The sequence below is a fragment of the Halorubrum sp. GN12_10-3_MGM genome (assembly GCF_005435235.1).
GTDB lineage: Archaea > Halobacteriota > Halobacteria > Halobacteriales > Haloferacaceae > Halorubrum > Halorubrum ezzemoulense.
The window spans coordinates 1-15,923 of record NZ_SGUB01000019.1 but is presented as its reverse complement, the minus strand read 5'-3'; the positions used below and the strand labels follow the sequence as shown (position 1 = coordinate 15,923).

17 protein-coding genes, 12 tRNA genes and 4 pseudogenes are annotated in these 15,923 nt (G+C 63.1%); 7 read left to right on the top strand and 26 right to left on the bottom strand.

All coding sequences use genetic code 11. The annotated features are described in order from the left end of the window. Positions 1–29 precede the first annotated feature (29 nt). The 18 genes and pseudogenes from EXE47_RS13345 to EXE47_RS13265 all read right to left on the bottom strand — a co-directional run bounded on the left by EXE47_RS13345 (position 30) and on the right by EXE47_RS13265 (position 5,561). Positions 30–104 (bottom strand) — tRNA-Arg (locus EXE47_RS13345). A gap of 480 nt (positions 105–584) precedes the next feature. Then, positions 585–660: transfer RNA gene (locus EXE47_RS13340), tRNA-Glu, on the bottom strand. Positions 661–707: 47 nt separating this feature from the next. Beyond that, complete coding sequence (locus tag EXE47_RS13335) at positions 708–1,112, bottom strand: hypothetical protein (RefSeq protein WP_137703448.1); 405 nt, start codon at positions 1,110–1,112, stop codon at positions 708–710. A gap of 12 nt (positions 1,113–1,124) precedes the next feature. Beyond that, a tRNA-Met gene (locus EXE47_RS13330) sits at positions 1,125–1,195 on the bottom strand. Between the two features lie 104 nt (positions 1,196–1,299). Then, positions 1,300–1,372, bottom strand: a tRNA-Glu gene (locus tag EXE47_RS13325). A 34-nt stretch (positions 1,373–1,406) separates the two neighbouring features. Further along, a tRNA-Thr gene (locus EXE47_RS18490) sits at positions 1,407–1,533 on the bottom strand. Positions 1,534–1,613: 80 nt separating this feature from the next. Continuing rightward, positions 1,614–1,696, bottom strand: a tRNA-Leu gene (locus EXE47_RS13315). 42 nt (positions 1,697–1,738) lie between these two features. Then, positions 1,739–1,820, bottom strand: a tRNA-Leu gene (locus EXE47_RS13310). A 47-nt stretch (positions 1,821–1,867) separates the two neighbouring features. After that, positions 1,868–1,953 (bottom strand) — tRNA-Ser (locus EXE47_RS13305). A gap of 369 nt (positions 1,954–2,322) precedes the next feature. Further along, positions 2,323–2,405: transfer RNA gene (locus EXE47_RS18485), tRNA-Ser, on the bottom strand. A 4-nt stretch (positions 2,406–2,409) separates the two neighbouring features. Then, positions 2,410–2,482, bottom strand: a tRNA-Pro gene (locus EXE47_RS13300). 252 nt (positions 2,483–2,734) lie between these two features. Further along, positions 2,735–2,808 (bottom strand) — tRNA-Asp (locus EXE47_RS13295). A 3-nt stretch (positions 2,809–2,811) separates the two neighbouring features. Continuing rightward, positions 2,812–2,887, bottom strand: a tRNA-Gln gene (locus EXE47_RS13290). 627 nt (positions 2,888–3,514) lie between these two features. Further along, positions 3,515–3,958, bottom strand: a pseudogene (locus EXE47_RS13285) (zinc ribbon domain-containing protein); the annotation flags it as partial. A gap of 64 nt (positions 3,959–4,022) precedes the next feature. Beyond that, on the bottom strand, positions 4,023–4,583 hold the full coding sequence (locus EXE47_RS13280) for a hypothetical protein (RefSeq protein WP_137703447.1): 561 nt from the start codon (positions 4,581–4,583) through the stop codon (positions 4,023–4,025). A gap of 2 nt (positions 4,584–4,585) precedes the next feature. After that, entirely contained in the window at positions 4,586–4,978 is a 393-nt protein-coding gene (locus tag EXE47_RS13275) for a hypothetical protein (protein ID WP_089309112.1), read from the bottom strand. Positions 4,979–5,021: 43 nt separating this feature from the next. Further along, positions 5,022–5,294 carry a hypothetical protein gene (locus EXE47_RS13270; RefSeq protein WP_129452297.1) on the bottom strand — a complete coding sequence of 91 codons (273 nt, stop codon included), beginning with the start codon at positions 5,292–5,294 and terminating at the stop codon, positions 5,022–5,024. 15 nt (positions 5,295–5,309) lie between these two features. Beyond that, positions 5,310–5,561, bottom strand: coding sequence for a hypothetical protein (locus EXE47_RS13265; protein ID WP_137703446.1), 252 nt, complete (start codon positions 5,559–5,561; stop codon positions 5,310–5,312). Between the two features lie 273 nt (positions 5,562–5,834). On the opposite strand from EXE47_RS13265, the gene aglF reads away from it, so the two are divergent. Continuing rightward, the gene (gene aglF / locus EXE47_RS13260; RefSeq protein ID WP_049931913.1) at positions 5,835–6,605 is read left to right on the top strand and encodes a UTP--glucose-1-phosphate uridylyltransferase AglF; all 771 of its coding nucleotides are present in this window, start codon (positions 5,835–5,837) and stop codon (positions 6,603–6,605) included. Positions 6,606–6,709: 104 nt separating this feature from the next. Here aglF and EXE47_RS13255 read toward each other — a convergent pair whose 3' ends face one another. Beyond that, positions 6,710–7,150 (bottom strand): hypothetical protein, encoded by a 441-nt coding sequence (locus tag EXE47_RS13255; RefSeq protein WP_049931912.1) that lies wholly within the window; start codon positions 7,148–7,150, stop codon positions 6,710–6,712. Beyond that, a complete protein-coding gene (locus EXE47_RS13250; RefSeq protein WP_049931910.1) occupies positions 7,147–7,665 on the bottom strand; it encodes a hypothetical protein in 519 nt (172 codons plus the stop codon). The genes EXE47_RS13255 and EXE47_RS13250 overlap by 4 nt, the downstream gene beginning before the upstream one ends. Before the next feature lie 90 nt (positions 7,666–7,755). Between EXE47_RS13250 and EXE47_RS13245 the strand changes: the two are divergent. Next, positions 7,756–7,965: pseudogene (locus tag EXE47_RS13245) on the top strand (UTP--glucose-1-phosphate uridylyltransferase); the annotation flags it as partial. A 48-nt stretch (positions 7,966–8,013) separates the two neighbouring features. Here EXE47_RS13245 and EXE47_RS13240 read toward each other — a convergent pair. The 3 genes from EXE47_RS13240 to EXE47_RS19015 all read right to left on the bottom strand — a co-directional run bounded on the left by EXE47_RS13240 (position 8,014) and on the right by EXE47_RS19015 (position 9,206). Then, a complete protein-coding gene (locus EXE47_RS13240; RefSeq protein WP_049931933.1) occupies positions 8,014–8,418 on the bottom strand; it encodes a hypothetical protein in 405 nt (134 codons plus the stop codon). Positions 8,419–8,441: 23 nt separating this feature from the next. Beyond that, entirely contained in the window at positions 8,442–8,747 is a 306-nt protein-coding gene (locus EXE47_RS13235) for a DUF6516 family protein (protein ID WP_049931908.1), read from the bottom strand. A gap of 123 nt (positions 8,748–8,870) precedes the next feature. Then, the gene (locus EXE47_RS19015; protein WP_085682621.1) at positions 8,871–9,206 is read right to left on the bottom strand and encodes a hypothetical protein; all 336 of its coding nucleotides are present in this window, start codon (positions 9,204–9,206) and stop codon (positions 8,871–8,873) included. On the opposite strand from EXE47_RS19015, the pseudogene EXE47_RS19225 reads away from it, so the two are divergent. Then, positions 9,193–11,406 (top strand): annotated as a pseudogene (locus EXE47_RS19225) (nucleotide sugar dehydrogenase); the annotation flags it as partial. The gene EXE47_RS19015 and the pseudogene EXE47_RS19225 sit on opposite strands and share 14 nt — an antisense overlap. A 3-nt stretch (positions 11,407–11,409) precedes the next feature. Beyond that, positions 11,410–11,904: pseudogene (locus EXE47_RS19000) on the top strand (UDP binding domain-containing protein); the annotation flags it as partial. 3 nt (positions 11,905–11,907) lie between these two features. Here the strand turns inward: EXE47_RS19000 and EXE47_RS13220 are convergent. After that, positions 11,908–12,381, bottom strand: coding sequence for a hypothetical protein (locus EXE47_RS13220; protein WP_199237899.1), 474 nt, complete (start codon positions 12,379–12,381; stop codon positions 11,908–11,910). Beyond that, positions 12,378–12,824, bottom strand: a complete 447-nt coding sequence (locus EXE47_RS13215; protein WP_049931902.1) for a VanZ family protein — start codon at positions 12,822–12,824, stop codon at positions 12,378–12,380. The genes EXE47_RS13220 and EXE47_RS13215 overlap by 4 nt, the downstream gene beginning before the upstream one ends. A gap of 128 nt (positions 12,825–12,952) precedes the next feature. Between EXE47_RS13215 and EXE47_RS13210 the strand changes: the two genes are divergently transcribed. From EXE47_RS13210 to EXE47_RS13200, 3 genes are read left to right on the top strand one after another with little or no spacing between them, the layout of a single operon-like run. Further along, complete coding sequence (locus EXE47_RS13210; protein ID WP_137703444.1) at positions 12,953–14,053, top strand: DUF4330 family protein; 1,101 nt, start codon at positions 12,953–12,955, stop codon at positions 14,051–14,053. A gap of 60 nt (positions 14,054–14,113) precedes the next feature. After that, complete coding sequence (locus EXE47_RS13205) at positions 14,114–14,776, top strand: hypothetical protein (protein WP_094520790.1); 663 nt, start codon at positions 14,114–14,116, stop codon at positions 14,774–14,776. 45 nt (positions 14,777–14,821) lie between these two features. Next, the gene (locus EXE47_RS13200; RefSeq protein ID WP_049931899.1) at positions 14,822–15,649 is read left to right on the top strand and encodes an undecaprenyl-diphosphate phosphatase; all 828 of its coding nucleotides are present in this window, start codon (positions 14,822–14,824) and stop codon (positions 15,647–15,649) included. A gap of 59 nt (positions 15,650–15,708) precedes the next feature. Here the strand turns inward: EXE47_RS13200 and EXE47_RS18995 are convergent. After that, on the bottom strand, positions 15,709–15,923 hold a 215-nt coding region (locus tag EXE47_RS18995; RefSeq protein WP_241997586.1), incomplete at its 5' end, for a transposase.

Genomic DNA, 15,923 nt, shown 5'->3' with positions numbered 1-15,923 from the left:
TGCTGCTCACACGTGCTGCGAGCAGCGAACGTCTCCGGCACGATTCGAACGTGCGACACTCGGCTTCGAAAGCCGGTGCTCTGTCCTGGCTGAGCTACGGAGACAAAGACGTGGCCGGGAAACTGCTGGAGCCGGAACAGCGTGCTACCTTTACACCACGGTGGAACAGTGGGATTCCACCGCCGGGATTCGAACCCGGACTTCCGGCTCCTGAGGCGAAGGATGACTCCAACTCGACGGCCACGAGATGAGTGATGGCGACCGGAACACTGTCGGGGCGGGACCGGTGTCAAGAACACTCTTGTGCTCTCTTTGTCCGGGATGTTATCGATGGACGGCGCCACCGACAGGATTTGAACCTGCGAGTTCCTAGCGAAGCAACGCCCCGACTCGACGGTCGCCACGTGCAGTCGGGCAACCGGTGGTGCGACGGGCTATGACTCCCGTTGGATGTGCTTTGCGGGCGAAGAAACGCACCACCTCGACGACCACACGCTTGGGGAAAGCCGGCCGTGACAGCGTCACGGATCCGTGGCTGCCCGCTATGTCAGACACGGAAAACGCTGTCAGGGCCAGCCCCCGAGTGCTCCCGAGGGGAATCGAACCCCTGGCCTCCAGTTTGAAAAACTGGCGTCTCTCGCCAACGGAGACTCCGGGAGCGCGGTAGGGACGATATCAAGCGCTGAGGTGCGGCGGACACGCACGGATTATCGCCGGCGTTCGAAGCCCTCGAGTTGCCCGTGCGTGAACGTCACTTGATACGCGACGAGTGTCTCGAGATCCTCGAAGGAGTGTGTGAGCTTGAAGCGTCCGTGGTAGTCGTCTCGTTCGATCCAGCCGTCGTGGACTCGATTCAGACTGCCGGCCATGTAGCGGATATCTTCCTCGTCGACGTCGTCTCGGCTCGCGTATGGCCGGTCCTCGGGCGGCACGTCTTCGGTGTGCCACTCCTCTTCTAAGAGATGACCGTCCGCCGTAATCCGAAATGTGGTCATAGTCGGTCGGTCGATACCTTTCGTCTGCCAGTCGACGTCCTCGGCAGGAGTCATCCCTTTGGGGTACTCCGGTAGGTGGACGTCGTCGTAGAGTTCGACTGTATCGAATAGTCCCATCGTTGTCCTCCATTGCGGGACCAGGAGTCGAACCTGGACCTCGGGGATATGAGCCCCGTGGACTACCATTATCCTATCCCGCAGCACCACAATTCGGAACTCACTCATGGGTATCTCTCAGTTCTCCACAGCTGTCCGTCCCTCAGTCTCGTCGGCTGGAAGTGAGAGGTCTCGGACTGTTGGAGAATGCTCCAGCCCGGATTTGAACCGGGGGCTCGGCCGTGAGAGGGCCGTGAGTTTGGCCGCTACTCCACTGGAGCGGGTGGGCCTCTCCTGGAACGGGTCATCGGTCAGTGGGACGGGCAGGATTCGAACCTGCGTGTTCTCGTTACAAGTGAGATGAAGGAACTCTCACCGTCGCACCGGATCTCCGGTGAAAATTCGGCGAGAGTGTGTGAATGCCAGGCTCTTCCATCGTCCCGTAGTCTCCCCGGCACGACTCGAACGTGCGTCTCCTCCTCTACAGGGAGGCATCGTAGCCGTTAGACCACAGGGAGAAAATGTCGCCGCGAGGATTCGAACCTCGGAAGGACCTACGCCAGCGGGTCTGAGCCGCTTCTCGTTGACCACTTGAGTACGGCGACGTAACGGTGAAGCGAGAATTGTCTCCAGGCACGATGGCCGGATGCCGCCACCAGGATTCGAACCTGGGAAGGACTAACCACACGGGTCTCGACCGTGTCCGTTTGACCACTCTGGCATGGCGGCGCAATTCGAGAATCGCCGGCGACTCTGCGAATCACTTTGGCACGCAGCGGCGGGAGAGCGATTTGAACACTCGTGTCCTTGCGGACGCTGCGGTTCCAACGCAGTCCCTTGACCAAGCTAGGGAAACCCCGCCAACGGTGAGACGGAGAGTCGAACTCCGAAGCCTCCTGGCTCTCGGTTTCAAACCGAGCGCGGTCGCCTATCCGCATGTCTCACCATCTCCGTCAGAACTTGCTCCGATGAGCCCGCCTCGCGTTTCTCACCAGGACACCGGAAGACGCGCATTACTCAGCTTCTGAGCTTTACTACCGAGGCGAATGTGTTCATCAGCACCCAGTCACAGCAGGGATGGATGACGGTTACCTCGTTCCGTGGAAGTACGCGCCGTCCTCGGTGACGCAGATTCTCACACTTCCAATCGTGTCGATGGACGTTGTCTCACCGAGTGGAACGTGGCGGAACGCTTCTTCTTCGCAGTCAGGGCAGACATTCGTTGGCATCACGCCGTGTCCCGGATTCGAACCGGGAACCCGTCGCCGGGGCTGGCGTAGCAGGCCAGTGGGGTCACCATTCCCCAGTCACGGCACACTGAGCCGACGAGGATTCGAACCTCGGTCCTGTGCGCCCAAGGCACAGTTCGTCGTCCGCTGGACCATCGGCTCACGGGACTGCCGAGCGTTCGGCAGTTAGTTATCTATCTGTAGGACTGTTTCCAACTGCGCAACCGCGACCGAGTAGTCGTGGTTGCGCGTCTCATCGCGGGGGCGTACTTCGGGAGGTTCCCGGGAATACCACACCGGCTCATGTAGGTTGCAGACCCTGCTGGGCCCAGCATCGTCGGAACGATCCAGCTGATCGCACCAACGGGCTGCCTACCTCGATGGGTATCCCCACGTGGTTTGTCCACGCGTCCACGCCGACGCCGGGATTTGAACCCGGATCACGGCCGTGACAGGACCGTATGATCGCCGGATTACACCACGCCGGCATGTCGCCCCGGCCGGAATCGAACCGGCGACTTCCGGATTCAAAGTCCGGCGTCCCTCGCCAGCGGAGACTCCGGGGCTTGACGTAGCCGCAGCTAACGCTGCGGGGGGTGTGTGCTAGCGACTCCTCGTACGCTCAGCGCGTACGGAATCGCTCGTTCGTTCCATTGTCAGGAACGAACGCAGACCAAACTGCCACGAGCTTCAGTCGCCGTACTCGCGTGACGCTGTGAGCTAAGCGAGTACGAGGCGAAAGCAGGCGGCACTCCCGTGTTCCCCAGCCCCTGACGGGTAGTCCGCGTGGGAGCCAGGTTATGCGGGTGAGAGTGTCCGGAGATCGCCGGAGTGCGTCGCGCTCTCGTGTTCGATGGTGACGCAGGCTCGACGATTCTCGTCCGGTCTCTCCGCACGCTGGTCTTGTAGGTACTCGCTGAACACGCGACCCGCGGCTAAACAAGAGCAAGCACGCCGCGGTTTGAAGCGAGTATCGACCATGTTGCGGGATTCTCCGTTTACGAGGTTTGTTTTGGACGTCTGTCACAGATTATTGTGGGAACTGTATTAAAATTAGTCAGGGTGTGGTAACTATAGGCACTATTTTGACGAATCTAGTTCGCGGTCCGATCAGTCAACTACCCCACCCTACTTCGCTCACTCTGACGGGTTCGCTCGTGGAGGGTGTCGTCAGAACTCTTCGAGTTCTGGCTGCTAACCAGAAGTCTGTGACTTCTGGTGATGGGGCTTGTCCGTGAACTCGGCCTCGAACCCGTCCGGGTGGGCGGTGAATCCGTCACTCGGCGTCACTGTTCCAGACTTGAGGGCAAGCTGACTGTTTCCCGTCCGTCGAGACGACTGTTGGCCTCGACGGACGTACCGCATCCCAATGTTCTTCGCCGCATTGTAGTCCGCGTTGGCTTCCGACTCACACTTCACGCACCGGAAGCCGATCCGAGTCGTGCGATTCTCCTCAGCTGTGAATCCACACTCGGCACACCGCTGTGACGTGTACGCCGACCCGACTTGCTTCACCGAGATGCCGACCGCTTCGGCTTTGTATTCTACCTGCTCGTACAGGGTTCGGAACGCCCACTTGTGACCCCACGACGCACCCGTTCGGTTGCGGATGTCTGTCAAGTCCTCAAACGCAGTCACGAACCCGCTATCGACGGTGGGGCTGTTGTGGCTCAGCCCGAAACACAGGTCGTACTCGAAGAAATCAACCGTGGAGATACTCTTGGCGCAATTGCGCCACATATTGTGTATCCCAGCCTTTGGTTTCGACGTAGTAGCTGAGCACAGCGTCGACGTATTCTATGGGCAGGATCTTGTGAGTTGCGAGGATACAGAGCATGTGTGGTGTCGTGAAGAGTGTGTTCCGGTCGTCAAGTGCGAGATTAATGAAAAGGTAGTTGGTAGTGTTGAATTCGTCCGTGATGAAGAGTTCTGCCTCCAACTCGTTGGCCAGCCAGACACCTTCGGCCTCCTCCTGATCAAGCCCATAGTCGATCGGCTCGTCGGCCCGGTTGTCGACATCGTGTGTTGTTATATGATGGGCAGCTTGGAGGATGAGATCCGCGGCAGCAGCTAGGAGGTCATCATCTCCCGTGGCATGGGTGACCTCGCCGAGAACACTCGCTGGTACGTGGACGTCGTACCCGGTGAGGAGTGTTTTGAGTGGGTCCCCGCCAGAGGGAGCCTTCGGCCGCCCGTCAACGACCGGCGTGGCGAGATTCAACAGTACATTCGTATCGACGACGGCAACGGCGTGCTCCGACATTATCAGGCACGCGACTCGTCATCAGAATCAGCCGAATTTGAATCCGTCCATTCGGAAATCTCGCCGTCGTAGAAGGCATCGTCACTCGGGAGCCCATCCTCGAGTGTGGGTATAGCGGGCGTCCGATCGATCGACTCTCGGAGGAGTTTCAATCGCAGTGCCTCCTCACGGCCCAGAATTGCTTCGACGGTGTCGTAATCGACCCGGCCGTCGTAGTAGGCGTCGCTCAGCCGTCGCTGGAACTCCTCGTCGTTTACAAGCTCTTCGAGTTCGTCTTCAAGTGCGTCGATGATGAGACGGGTACGAGAGATGTCGAGGATTTCAATCGCGCTATCGGCGCGCTCAACGAGGGACTTCGGGGCGTTAAAATCGACGCGTGTTTTTTCCTCAGCCATCACACTATGTGTAGAATCTACACACACATAGTTTCTTTGCCGTTCAATCGAGTGGATCATTCGTTGACCACTCAACGCCCTCCCACGTTCGAACGGTGTCGCCAACGACCGTCCGAAACTCATCGACCGGCGTGGTACGGACACTGGAGGGCATCGGACCATAATCGTCCCACTCCGCAGTGTAGCGGACGACTCTCGATCGAAGACGGCCGTCCGCCGAGTCCGGATCGTACGTTTCGAAGATGTGGTGGACACCGAGCACGAGTACTTCTCCGAGTTCGTCGTGGCGGTAGATTGTATTTTCAGTGAGATTCATACGCGTTCGACGTGCTTATTCAATCTCTGCGTCCGGGCGATCGATACCGGCTTCCAAGTCGGCGAGATCGCGTTCGAGCCGATCGATGTGCGTTTCGAGGTCTTCGACGCTCATCAGAGCGAGACGGAGGAACGCGTCGTCCCGCTCCGGCATCAACGGAAGCTGACTCGTCGATGCCGGCAGGTCGTCCGACTGTCGTGCGCGTTTGCGGACAAGTTTTTCACGAGCGCTGCGCAGTTCTCGACGGATGAGTTCATCGTCGTCCATGGGTTGGCACACACCGGAGTACAGCCCGCTACGGCCCCGGAAGGGCGGTCGCACGGACCGTCTCACCGAGTGTGTGGCTTTCCGACCAACGTTCGGAGATTCATGATAGCGTGTGCCGAGACCTATGACAAATACTTTTTGTAGAGTACATAAGTTCCAGTACAGCATCAACTCCATCGGCGCCAGTCACACACTACAAGTCGTGTGGACAGTGCGACCAGCCGACTCGGAAAGGCAGAATCCTTATGATTGCCTGACCAGAATCCTCGAATCATGCAAGCAGTCGTACTCGCGGCCGGCAAGGGCACGCGCCTCCGCCCGCTCACGGACGACAAACCGAAGGGGATGGTCGAGGTCGACGGCAAACCCCTCATCACCCACTGCTTCGATCAGCTGATCGAGCTCGGCGCCGACGAGCTCATCGTCGTCGTCGGCTACATGAAGGAGGTAATCATCGACCACTACGGCGACGCCTACGAGGGCGTCCCGATCACCTACACGCACCAGCGCGAGCAGAAGGGACTCGCCCACGCGCTCCTCACGGTCGAGGAACACGTCGACGACGACTTCATGCTCATCCTCGGCGACAACATCTTCCAGGCGAACCTCAAGGACGTCGTCCGTCGCCAGCGCGAGGAGCGCGCGGACGCCGCCTTCCTCGTCGAGGAGGTCCCCTGGAAGGAGGCCTCCCGCTACGGCGTCTGCGACACCAACCAGTACGGCGAGATCACGGACGTCGTCGAGAAGCCCGAGGACCCGCCGAGCAACCTCGTGATGACCGGCTTCTACACGTTCACGCCCGCGATCTTCCACGCCTGCCACCTCGTCCAGCCCTCGAACCGCGACGAGTACGAGATCAGCGACGCCGTGGATCTGCTCATCCAGTCGGGCCGCACCATCGACGCCATCGGCCTCGACGGCTGGCGCATCGACGTGGGCTACCCCGAGGACCGCGACGAGGCCGAGCGCCGGCTCCAGGGCGACGACGCCGACGCGGACGGTGACGAGGCGGACGCGGACGCAGTCGTCGAGTCCGACGCGTAGGGCGACGAGAACGAGAGCTATCGCGACGCCATTAACGCGGTCTTTGTTGCCATCCGCTGGAGAATCTCACGGAGCATAGCCGTAGGATCGGGACAGTTCCCGTACTACAGTTCTCCCGTGTAGTCGGGAATGACGTTGTTGAAGAGGTCCTCACAGCACTCCCAGAGGAGTTTCGGAGGAGACGCCGCTTCGAACACGACCGCTTCATACGCCGGAGTTTCCATCGAAGCTGTCTGGTACTGGAAATGCGCTGCGCCGAGGTCGTCGTGGTCGTCGTCTTGATGCCAGCCGCAGTGGAACTCCGCGTTCGGATCGGCGTAGTCGATCCTGAACTCGTCATGGGGCGGCGTGAGCTTCCAGTGGACCTCGAGCTGCGGTGACTCGGAGCCGGTCGGCGGGACGACCCGCTGTGAGTCGATCGCAGCGGCGAGGTACCGCTTCTGGATCGCGTCCGGTTCGAAGCGGACGGAGGTGACCTCCGCTTGTCGCTCCAAGACGTCCTTGAGCGTCCGGTAGAGGGCCGGATTTTCCGCACCGCGGTTCATGCGGACGCGGAGCGGCGTTCACCGGGGAAGCGGTCGTAGAGGCGGAGTGCGTCTTCGACGAGACGCCGGCGCGTCTCGAGGTGATCCCACTCGCGGGCCGCTTGTCGACGATTGCGTTCGTCTGTGACGTCGTCTGTCCGGCCGAGGCTCGCACGGAGCTGATTGGCCGTTTCGACGTCGTATTTCGTCTTCCACGTGCGGATCTGCTCGTTTATGTCTTCGAGGCTCGCAGCGAGTTCGTCGGGCGAGTGTTCCTCGTAGAGTTCGCGCATCTCGGCGAGATACTGACCCACCGGATCCGGCTCGTACGTCGTCTGCTGACCGCGCGTGTCCGATCGCAGTGTACCGTCGTCGACCAGTCGTGTGAGGTACTTCGTCGCCGTCTCGTGGGCGACCTCGGCTTCTTCGGCTATCCAATTGGCTGTTCGGGGTTTCCCGACCGTGAGGGCGACCGCTTCGACGCGATCGGCCGCCGACAGACCGTTAGTCCAGCTCCGGTCCGGTTCGTCGCTCATGACCGCTGATATAGTCCCTACGTAGAAATAATTTGAGGTAGTTCAAATTAAATGTGATACACGGCGGCTCTCGGTCCACCGCGTCTGTCCTCGAACCGCGACGAGTACGAGGTCGGCGACGCCGTGAATCTGCTCATCCAGTCGGGTCACATCATCGACGCCGTCGGCCTCAACGGCTGGCGCGTCGACGTCGGCTACCCCGAGGACCGCGACGAGGCCGAGCGCCGGCTCCGGGGCGACGACGCCGACGCGGACGGTGACGACGCTGACGCCGACGCGGTCGTCGAGTCCGACGCGTAGGGCGCCGAGGACGAGCGGTATCGTGAAAGCGCTACGAAAGTCTCTCGTTCACGGTGCTGCTGTGCCGACGTTCCCGTTCGAACTCGCGAAGGGGATATCTATCTCGAGACCGTCGTAAGCCAGCAGCGGCTTCTTCGCTTGTCCTGTGCCGCCGCCTTCGAACTCGATGACGCCGATATCTTCGAGTTCGGAGAGATTGTGGTGTACTTGCTTGTAGTCTCGATCCACCAGGCCCGCAGTTTCACGAATGCTTTCGGGTTCGTGTTCGAAGATTGCCTCCAGTAGCTCCAAGTTCTTCGGACTAAGGAGGCGGTTGAGTTCAGCGTACGAGCCGAAGTTGAGTACTGGCTGAGCGTCGTCGAGGTCTTCATCCTCTTGGGCGGCCTTGATACGGCTGCGCGTACGCTGGTCGAGGCGATCGCGTTTGCCGACGGTGATTTTGAGCGTGGGCATGGTGTGTCTCTCTTGGAAGCGTCCTACTCCGGCCAGTCCCACGAAACGGGGGTCAGCTCTTCGACGTCCCGCTTGAAGCGGTCATACAGGGCCAGCATTCCCGGAAACGGAATGGTTTCGTCATCATCTCTTGTGTGGCGTTCGTGACCCTTCGTCCGTTCGTGGGCGTTATCGTAGCGAAGGATGGTGTCGCCGCCAACCTCTCCGAGGTGTAGGCCGTAGTCCCATCCACTCGGGTATTTTGCCGCCTCCGTCTGCCGGATGGTCACATCAACGACGTAGCCATCTTCGACATCCTTCCAATCTTCGATGGTGGTGTAGGACGCCATCCGTCACCCTATGTTGTCATCTCCATAGAAATAAAGGTGTGGACGAAAGAACATAGGTTTGGAGATAGAAGCCGAACATATCCGAGAGAGGTTCAAGAGAGGGCTGGGTTTCCGCTCCGATACTCATGCGGACGCGGAGCGTCGTTCGCCGGGGAAGCGGTCGTGGAGGCGGAGTACGTCTTCGACGAGGCGCCGGCGCGTCTCGAGGTGGTCCCACTCACGGGCCGCTTGTCGACGGTCGCGTTCATCTGTGAGGTCTTCTGTCCGGCTGAGGCTCGCACGGAGTTGGTTGGCTGTTTCGACGTCGACTACCCCGAGGACCGCGACAAAGCCAAGTGGAGCCTCGCCGGCGACGAGATCGCAGAATCCGACACCAGCATCGAGGATGTCGACGAGCCCGACGCGGTGCCAAACCCTAAAACGCCCGTCCCCGAACCCCCATCTAATGCGCGTGAGCATCGTCGGCAGCGGCTACGTGGGGACGACCGTCGCGGCCTGCTTCGCCGACATGGGCCACGAGGTGGTGAACGTCGACATCGACGAGGAGATCGTCGCGGCGATCAACGACGGCCGCGCGCCGATCCACGAACCGGGTCTCGACGACCTCCTCGCGGAACACGGCGGCGGCACGCTCACGGCGACGACCGACTACGCCGCCGTCCGCGACACCGACCTCACGTTCCTCGCGCTGCCGACCCCCGCGAACGACGACGGGAGCATCGACACGTCGATCATCGAGGCGGGCGCCGAGGCGCTCGGCGACGCCCTCCGGACGAAGGACGGCGACCACGTCGTCGTGACGAAAAGCACCGTCGTCCCGACGACCACCGGGGAGACACTCGCCCCGATCCTCGTCGAAGCCTCGGGGAAGGAGTTCGGCGACGACCTCCATGTGGCGATGAACCCAGAGTTCCTCCGCGAGGGGACGGCCGTCGCGGACTTCCAGTCGCCCGACAAGGTCGTGTTCGGCACGCGGCCCGACGACGCGGTCGCGCTCGACGCCCTTCGTGGGGTGTTCGAACCGCTCCTCGACGCCACCGACGCCGCGGTCGTCGAGACGGGGATCGCCGAGGCCGAGATGATCAAGTACGCCAACAACGCGTTCCTCGCGAGCAAGGTCAGCCTCATCAACGACATCGGGAACGTCTGCAAGCAGTTCGGCGTCGACGCCTACGAGGTGGCCGACGCGGTCGGCCTCGACGACCGCATCGGCGAGCGCTTCCTCCGCTCCGGCTTAGGGTGGGGGGGAAGTTGTCTGACGGGCGATCAGCGTGTTCTAGCGAAAGACGAGACAGGTACGAGACATCTCACGCTCGGCGAGTTCTTCGACGAGTACGTTTCCGACGGGACCGTCGACGACGTTTCGGTACTCAGTCGGTCGGAACAGGGCGAGTTCGCGTTCAAGCCCGTCAAGGTGGCGACGCGCCGCCGATACGACGGTCCGCTACACACGATCCGGACGAAAATGAACAAACGGGTGACCGTCACGCACGACCATCCGATGATTACGCTAAAGGGGAACGATACCGCGGTCAAGCCGGCTGCGGAGCTCGAAGCGGGAGATTCCGTGCCGGTGTTGGCCGATCTCCCGAGCGATCCCGTTTCGGAGTTTGACCTCATCGAGATCGTTGCCGAGTCGCCCGACTTCGAGAACGATCGGGTGTATCTGAAACCGTCGACGCCGTTGGAGGCGAACAAAGACGAGGTGTACGAGGTGCTTCGCGCGTACAACCGTCAGTTCGACTATCACAAGCTCTCCGATCTCGTTCGAGATAACTACCTGCCGCTCGACGTGTTCCTCACCTACGAGGAGGAGTTACCGGTCGACAGGGAAGACCTGTCTCTCTACACGACGCGGGACGGTGGGCAGACGTACGTGCCAGCCATACTCCGCGCAGACGAGCAGTTCTGGCGGTTCATCGGGTACTATCTCAGTGAGGGCCACATCAACGACGACACCTCTGGACACGGGTCGACCACCAGAAGACGGATTCAGTTGAGTTTCCATCCAAGCGATGAACCGGAGTACGTCAGCGATGTTGAGTCGTACTACGAGGATCTGGGGATTCGGTATCAAACAAGGCAACAGGAGACTACGACGGCGATCAGCGTCTCCAGCCGGGTTTTCGCCGCGTTCCTCGAGTGGCTCGGCTGTGGTACCGGCTCCTACTCCGCGGCGATCCCCGACGACGCGTTCCAAGCGACGGCCGACGAACGCGTGGCGTTGCTTTCGGGACTGTTCCGCGGTGACGGGCATATCGAGTACACCAATCACTCGAACGCCGTTGTCTACGACTATGGCTCCGTTAGCGAGGAGTTGATCGACGGGATGACTCTGCTACTCCACAGTCTCGGCATCGTCCCGAGCTACAAGACCTCGCAGTCGGAGAAGTCGACGCGGCCGGCCCACTTCCTGCGTGTGAGTTCGAAACGCCAGATCGCGGCGCTGAAGGAGCTGTTCCTGCCCGAAGAGCAAGACCGGATCGACGATCGGCTCGACGCGTATGATCGGGACATCGCACCGACGGGGCACACGGCGGACGGCGGATTTACCTCAGTTCCGGTTCGCGATGTCACCGTCGAGGAGACGACGACGGACGTTTACTCGCTGGAAGTCGCCGAGGACCATACGTTCGTGACGACCGACGGACTAGTCGTTCACAACTGCTTCCCGAAGGACACGAATGCTATAATTGCGGCCGCGAAGGATACCGGCTACGACCCCGAGTTGCTCGAGGCGGCCGTGCGCGTGAACGACGGGCAGCCGGATCGGCTGCTCGCGCTGCTCGACGACCACGTCGACGTGCGCGGCGAGCGCGTCGCCGTCCTCGGGCTCTCGTTTAAGTCGGGCACCGACGACGTCCGGAACTCCCGAGCGATCCCCGTCATCAAGGGGCTACAAGCGCGCGGTGCGACCGTGGTCGCGTACGATCCGGTGGCGACGGAGAACATGCGCGCGCACTTCCCGGACGTGGAGTACGCCGACTCGGCGGCGGCCGCGCTCGACGGCGCGAGCGCGTGCGTCGTCTGTACCGACTGGGACGAGTTCGCCGCGCTCGACGCGGAGTTCGACGCGATGGACGCCCCGATCGTCGTCGACGGCCGGCGGATCATCGAACGGCGCGACGGACTCACCTACGAGGGACTCACCTGGTAGCGATCACTCGGACCGACGACGCCATAGGCCGCTCGCGACGAGGAGCGCCCCGACGCCGCCAGCGGCGAGCGACCCGGCCAAGAGGGGATAGCCGATATCGATGACGACGCGGACGAGGTAGATCGACCCCTCGTACCCGACGAAGTAGTGGTTCGTCACGTCGTTGCGGTACGCGAACCGAGTACCCTCATCCGACGGCCCGCGGTCCGAGTAGATGCGGTCTGCCGAGTTGACCGCCCCCCTGACTGCGGCCTGTTCTTCCGGAGACAGGGCCGCGAACTCGATCGGCTCGATCTCGCTCGGCGAGTACGCGTCGAGCGACGCCGCCATCGCCTCCTCGGTGGGTGCCTGCGCATCGATCGACGTCTCGTAGGCGGGTAGCCCGAGGTACGCGCCGCCAAGACACGCGAGTAGGCAGCAACAGCCGAGCGCGACGCGGAGGGAGACTCGCGTTCGGTTGAACTGGACCATGCTCACTGGACCGGCGCCTCGATCTCGCCAACCCGCCGCATCCGATAGAACCGAACCCTGCGCGTCAGTACGCGCCAGCACACGGCCGCGACGGCGGCCCCGACCGCGTTGGTGAGCAGGTCGCCGAAGTCGGCCGTGCGCGCGTCGAGCGTCGACTGGAGCAGCTCGATACTCCCGCCGTAGCCGACGGCGAGCAGGAACACGACGCCCAACACGGTTCGGTCGCGCCACGGCGAGTCCTGAAACGCGTACGCGAGCGTCACCGCGAGTCCGGCGTACGCCAGCCCGTGGAGCCACGTGCCGTACGGGAACACGCCGAGGGGACCGGTCCGTATCACGCCGCTTCCTGGCGGCGTGAACACCGAGTAGTAGAGGATCGTCGACGCGACCGCGACGACGCCGGCGAGGCGGAGCCACCGCGGCACGAGCGGGAGTCGGAGCCGACTCATCGTACCACGCTCCTCTGTGGGCGCCGGCAAAAGGGTACGGATCCGCGCAGTTGAGCGCACGCCGAACGAATACGCTTTTTACGCGCGCGCCGGTCGTCGTTGGTAATGCCGCGCTCGGAGGGACCTCCATGGAGTTGATCGACGACGAGGGACGGCTGTTCGGCCGCGTTAACGTCATCGACGCGCTCGTCGTGCTGCTGATCGCCGCCGTCGTCGTCGCAGGCGCCGCGTTCGTGCTCACCGACGACCCAGCGCCGCCACCGGAGACGGACACCACGTACGCGACGCTCGACGTTGGCACCGTCTCGCCGTACGTTGTCGACGCTATCGAGGAGGGTGATGCCTACGACTCCGATAGCACATCAACACTCCGGATAACAGACGTTCATCTCACGCCACAGGACGGTCAGACTCGCGTCGTCCTCCGCGTAGCGCTTGAAGGCGAACGCAACGAGCAAGGAAGTCTCACGTACGCAGGGGCCCCACCACGACTCGGACGGACGCTCGATATCACGACCGACCGCTATCAGGTCAACGGCCAGATTCGTGACGTCGGCGACAGCGACGCATTGGCTACCGAACAACAGCGCGTGTTGCTCTCGAGTCAAGTCGATGCGGGCACCGCGCAGGCGGTGACCCCCGGTGACGAGATTCGCCTCAGCGACCGCACCGTGGCCCGCATCAACAACGTCACCACCTACACGACCAACCGATCGACCCAACGACAGCTGTTCGTTGAAGCGACGCTCGCCGGGCACCGCCAGCAGGACCGGCTCCGGTTCGGCGGCAGTCCAGTCAGGCGAGGACAGAGCGTAACACTTCCCACAAATAAGTACACACTCGACGCGCGAATCGAACAGGTCAGCCACGATATCGACATGGACGCGACAACGACCCGGACCGTGACGCTCCGGATGGAGGAGGTTCGCGAGGACTTCGCGGACGCCATCGAACCGGGGATGGTCGAGCGGACCGGCGACACCACCGTCGCTCGCGTCACCGGCGTGGAGACGGAGCCGTCGCTCATCATCACCACCGGCGAGAACGGCAGCGTCAACGTCGTGGACCACCCGGTGAACCGCGAGGTGACGATCACCGCGGACCTCCAGCTCCGAGAGATGCCGAGCGGCCTCGCGTTCAAGGGCGACCAGATCCGGCAGGGGTCGACCGTGGCGCTCGATCTCGGCACGGTTACTGTGGAGGCGACGGTCGTCACCGTGGGGCGGTAACCACGTCCAAGTCCGCCACAGTCGCAACACACATGAGCGCCCACCCGAAGATCGATTCAGATGAGTGACGAGACGGAGGCGGGTACGCTGGCCGGAGGCGTACGGCGGGCGGCCCGCGAGTCGCGTCTCGGTCGCCTATCGCGGCGCACCGCCGACGCCGTGCGCGACTCGTACCTGTACCGCTGGCTCACCGCGGAGCCGGACCCGGATGTGATCGTGATCGATCTCCGGGAGACGTGGACGGTCGGCCCGTTCATTCGCCTCCTCGATGCGGTCCTCGACCGGCTCCTCCCCGCGCTCGACGACTCTCGCCTGGCGGCCGCGGTCCGGGCCGGCGTGCGGCAGACGTTGGCGGCGCCGGCGGTCGCCGTCGGGCTGGCGCTCCTCGCGGCGGGCCTCGCCCTCGGACTGGCGAGCGTCGCGGCCGGAACGCTCGGGACGACTCGCCTCGTCGTTGCGGGCGGCCTCGTCGCCGCCGGCGTGCTCGCCACCCGCGAGCGCCGGAGCTGGGCGGCGCTGCGCGAGACGCGTCCGGTCGAGCTCCTCGTCGCCGCGCTCGAACCCCCGGAGCCGCCGGAGGGAGCGACCGCCGACGCGAACGCGACTGAGACCGGACGGGAGCACCGCTCGACGGACGAGGACGCGAACGCGGGCGACCCCGACGGGACGGAACCGTCCGAGCCGGACTCGTCGGTCGACGGGCGGACCCGCTCCGGCCGCTAGGCCAAACGGGGTCGCTTAAGTGACTGCCCGCGCCCGATTCGGGTAGTGACCACCACGGAGCTGCTCGTTGCGATACTCGCCGGGATCGTTCAGGGGGTCGTCGAGTGGCTCCCCGTCTCGAGTCAGGGGAACCTCTCGCTCGTGCTCACGCTCGTCGGCACCGACCCCGCGGTGGCCGTCCAGCTCGCCTTATTCCTCCAGCTGGGGACGACGCTGTCGGCCGCGACGTACTACCGCGCGGAGATCGCGACCATCCTCAGGGCGATCCCCGGGTGGCGCCCCGCGACGGCGTACGACGCGGACCACGCGATCGCGACGTACGTCGTCGTGGCGTCACTTTTCACCGGGCTCGTCGGGATTCCGTTATACGTCCTCGCCGTCGACCTCGTCAGCGAACTCACGGGCGGCGTCTTCGTCGCCGCGATCGGCGTCCTCCTCGTGGTCACCGGCCTGCTCCAGCGGGCCTCGGACACGGTGAGCATGGGCGGCCGCGAGACGCCCTCGCTCGTCGACTCGGTCCTCGTCGGCGCCGCGCAGGGGTTCGCCATCCTCCCCGGCATCTCCCGGTCGGGCGTGACCGCGAGCACGCTGCTGTTCCGCAGCTACGACCCCCCGACCGCGTTTCGGCTCTCCTTTCTGCTGTCGATTCCCGCAAGCGTCGGCGCGGCCGCGCTCACCGTCACGAGCGCGGGCGGCCTGCCGGGGATCGCGCCGGTGCCCGCGGCGGTCGCGCTCGGCGTGAGCGGCGTCGTCGGCTACCTGACGATCGACGCGCTCATGCGCGTCGTCGAGCGCGTCCCCTTCGCGACGGTGTGTTTCGCCCTCGGCGCGCTCGCGATCGTCGGCGGGGGCGGGATCGCGCTGCTCGTGTGAACTGAATCACGCGACGGCAACCCGTCTACGGGTTTCCCGGCTGCGTGAACTACCCTACCCTACTCGCTCACGGCTGACGCCGCTCGCTCCTTGAGGGTAGGGCTTCCTGCTTCTACGACGCGCTTTGCAGACACCGAATGGGTGTCCGCAGGGAGCGCAGTCTCCACAGGCGTATCTTCGGGCCATCCCAGCCCTAATTCAGCAAAGCCTCTCTGCAAGACGTTCATCGCCGCATTCGCGTCACGGTCACATTCAAACCCACACGAGGGACACG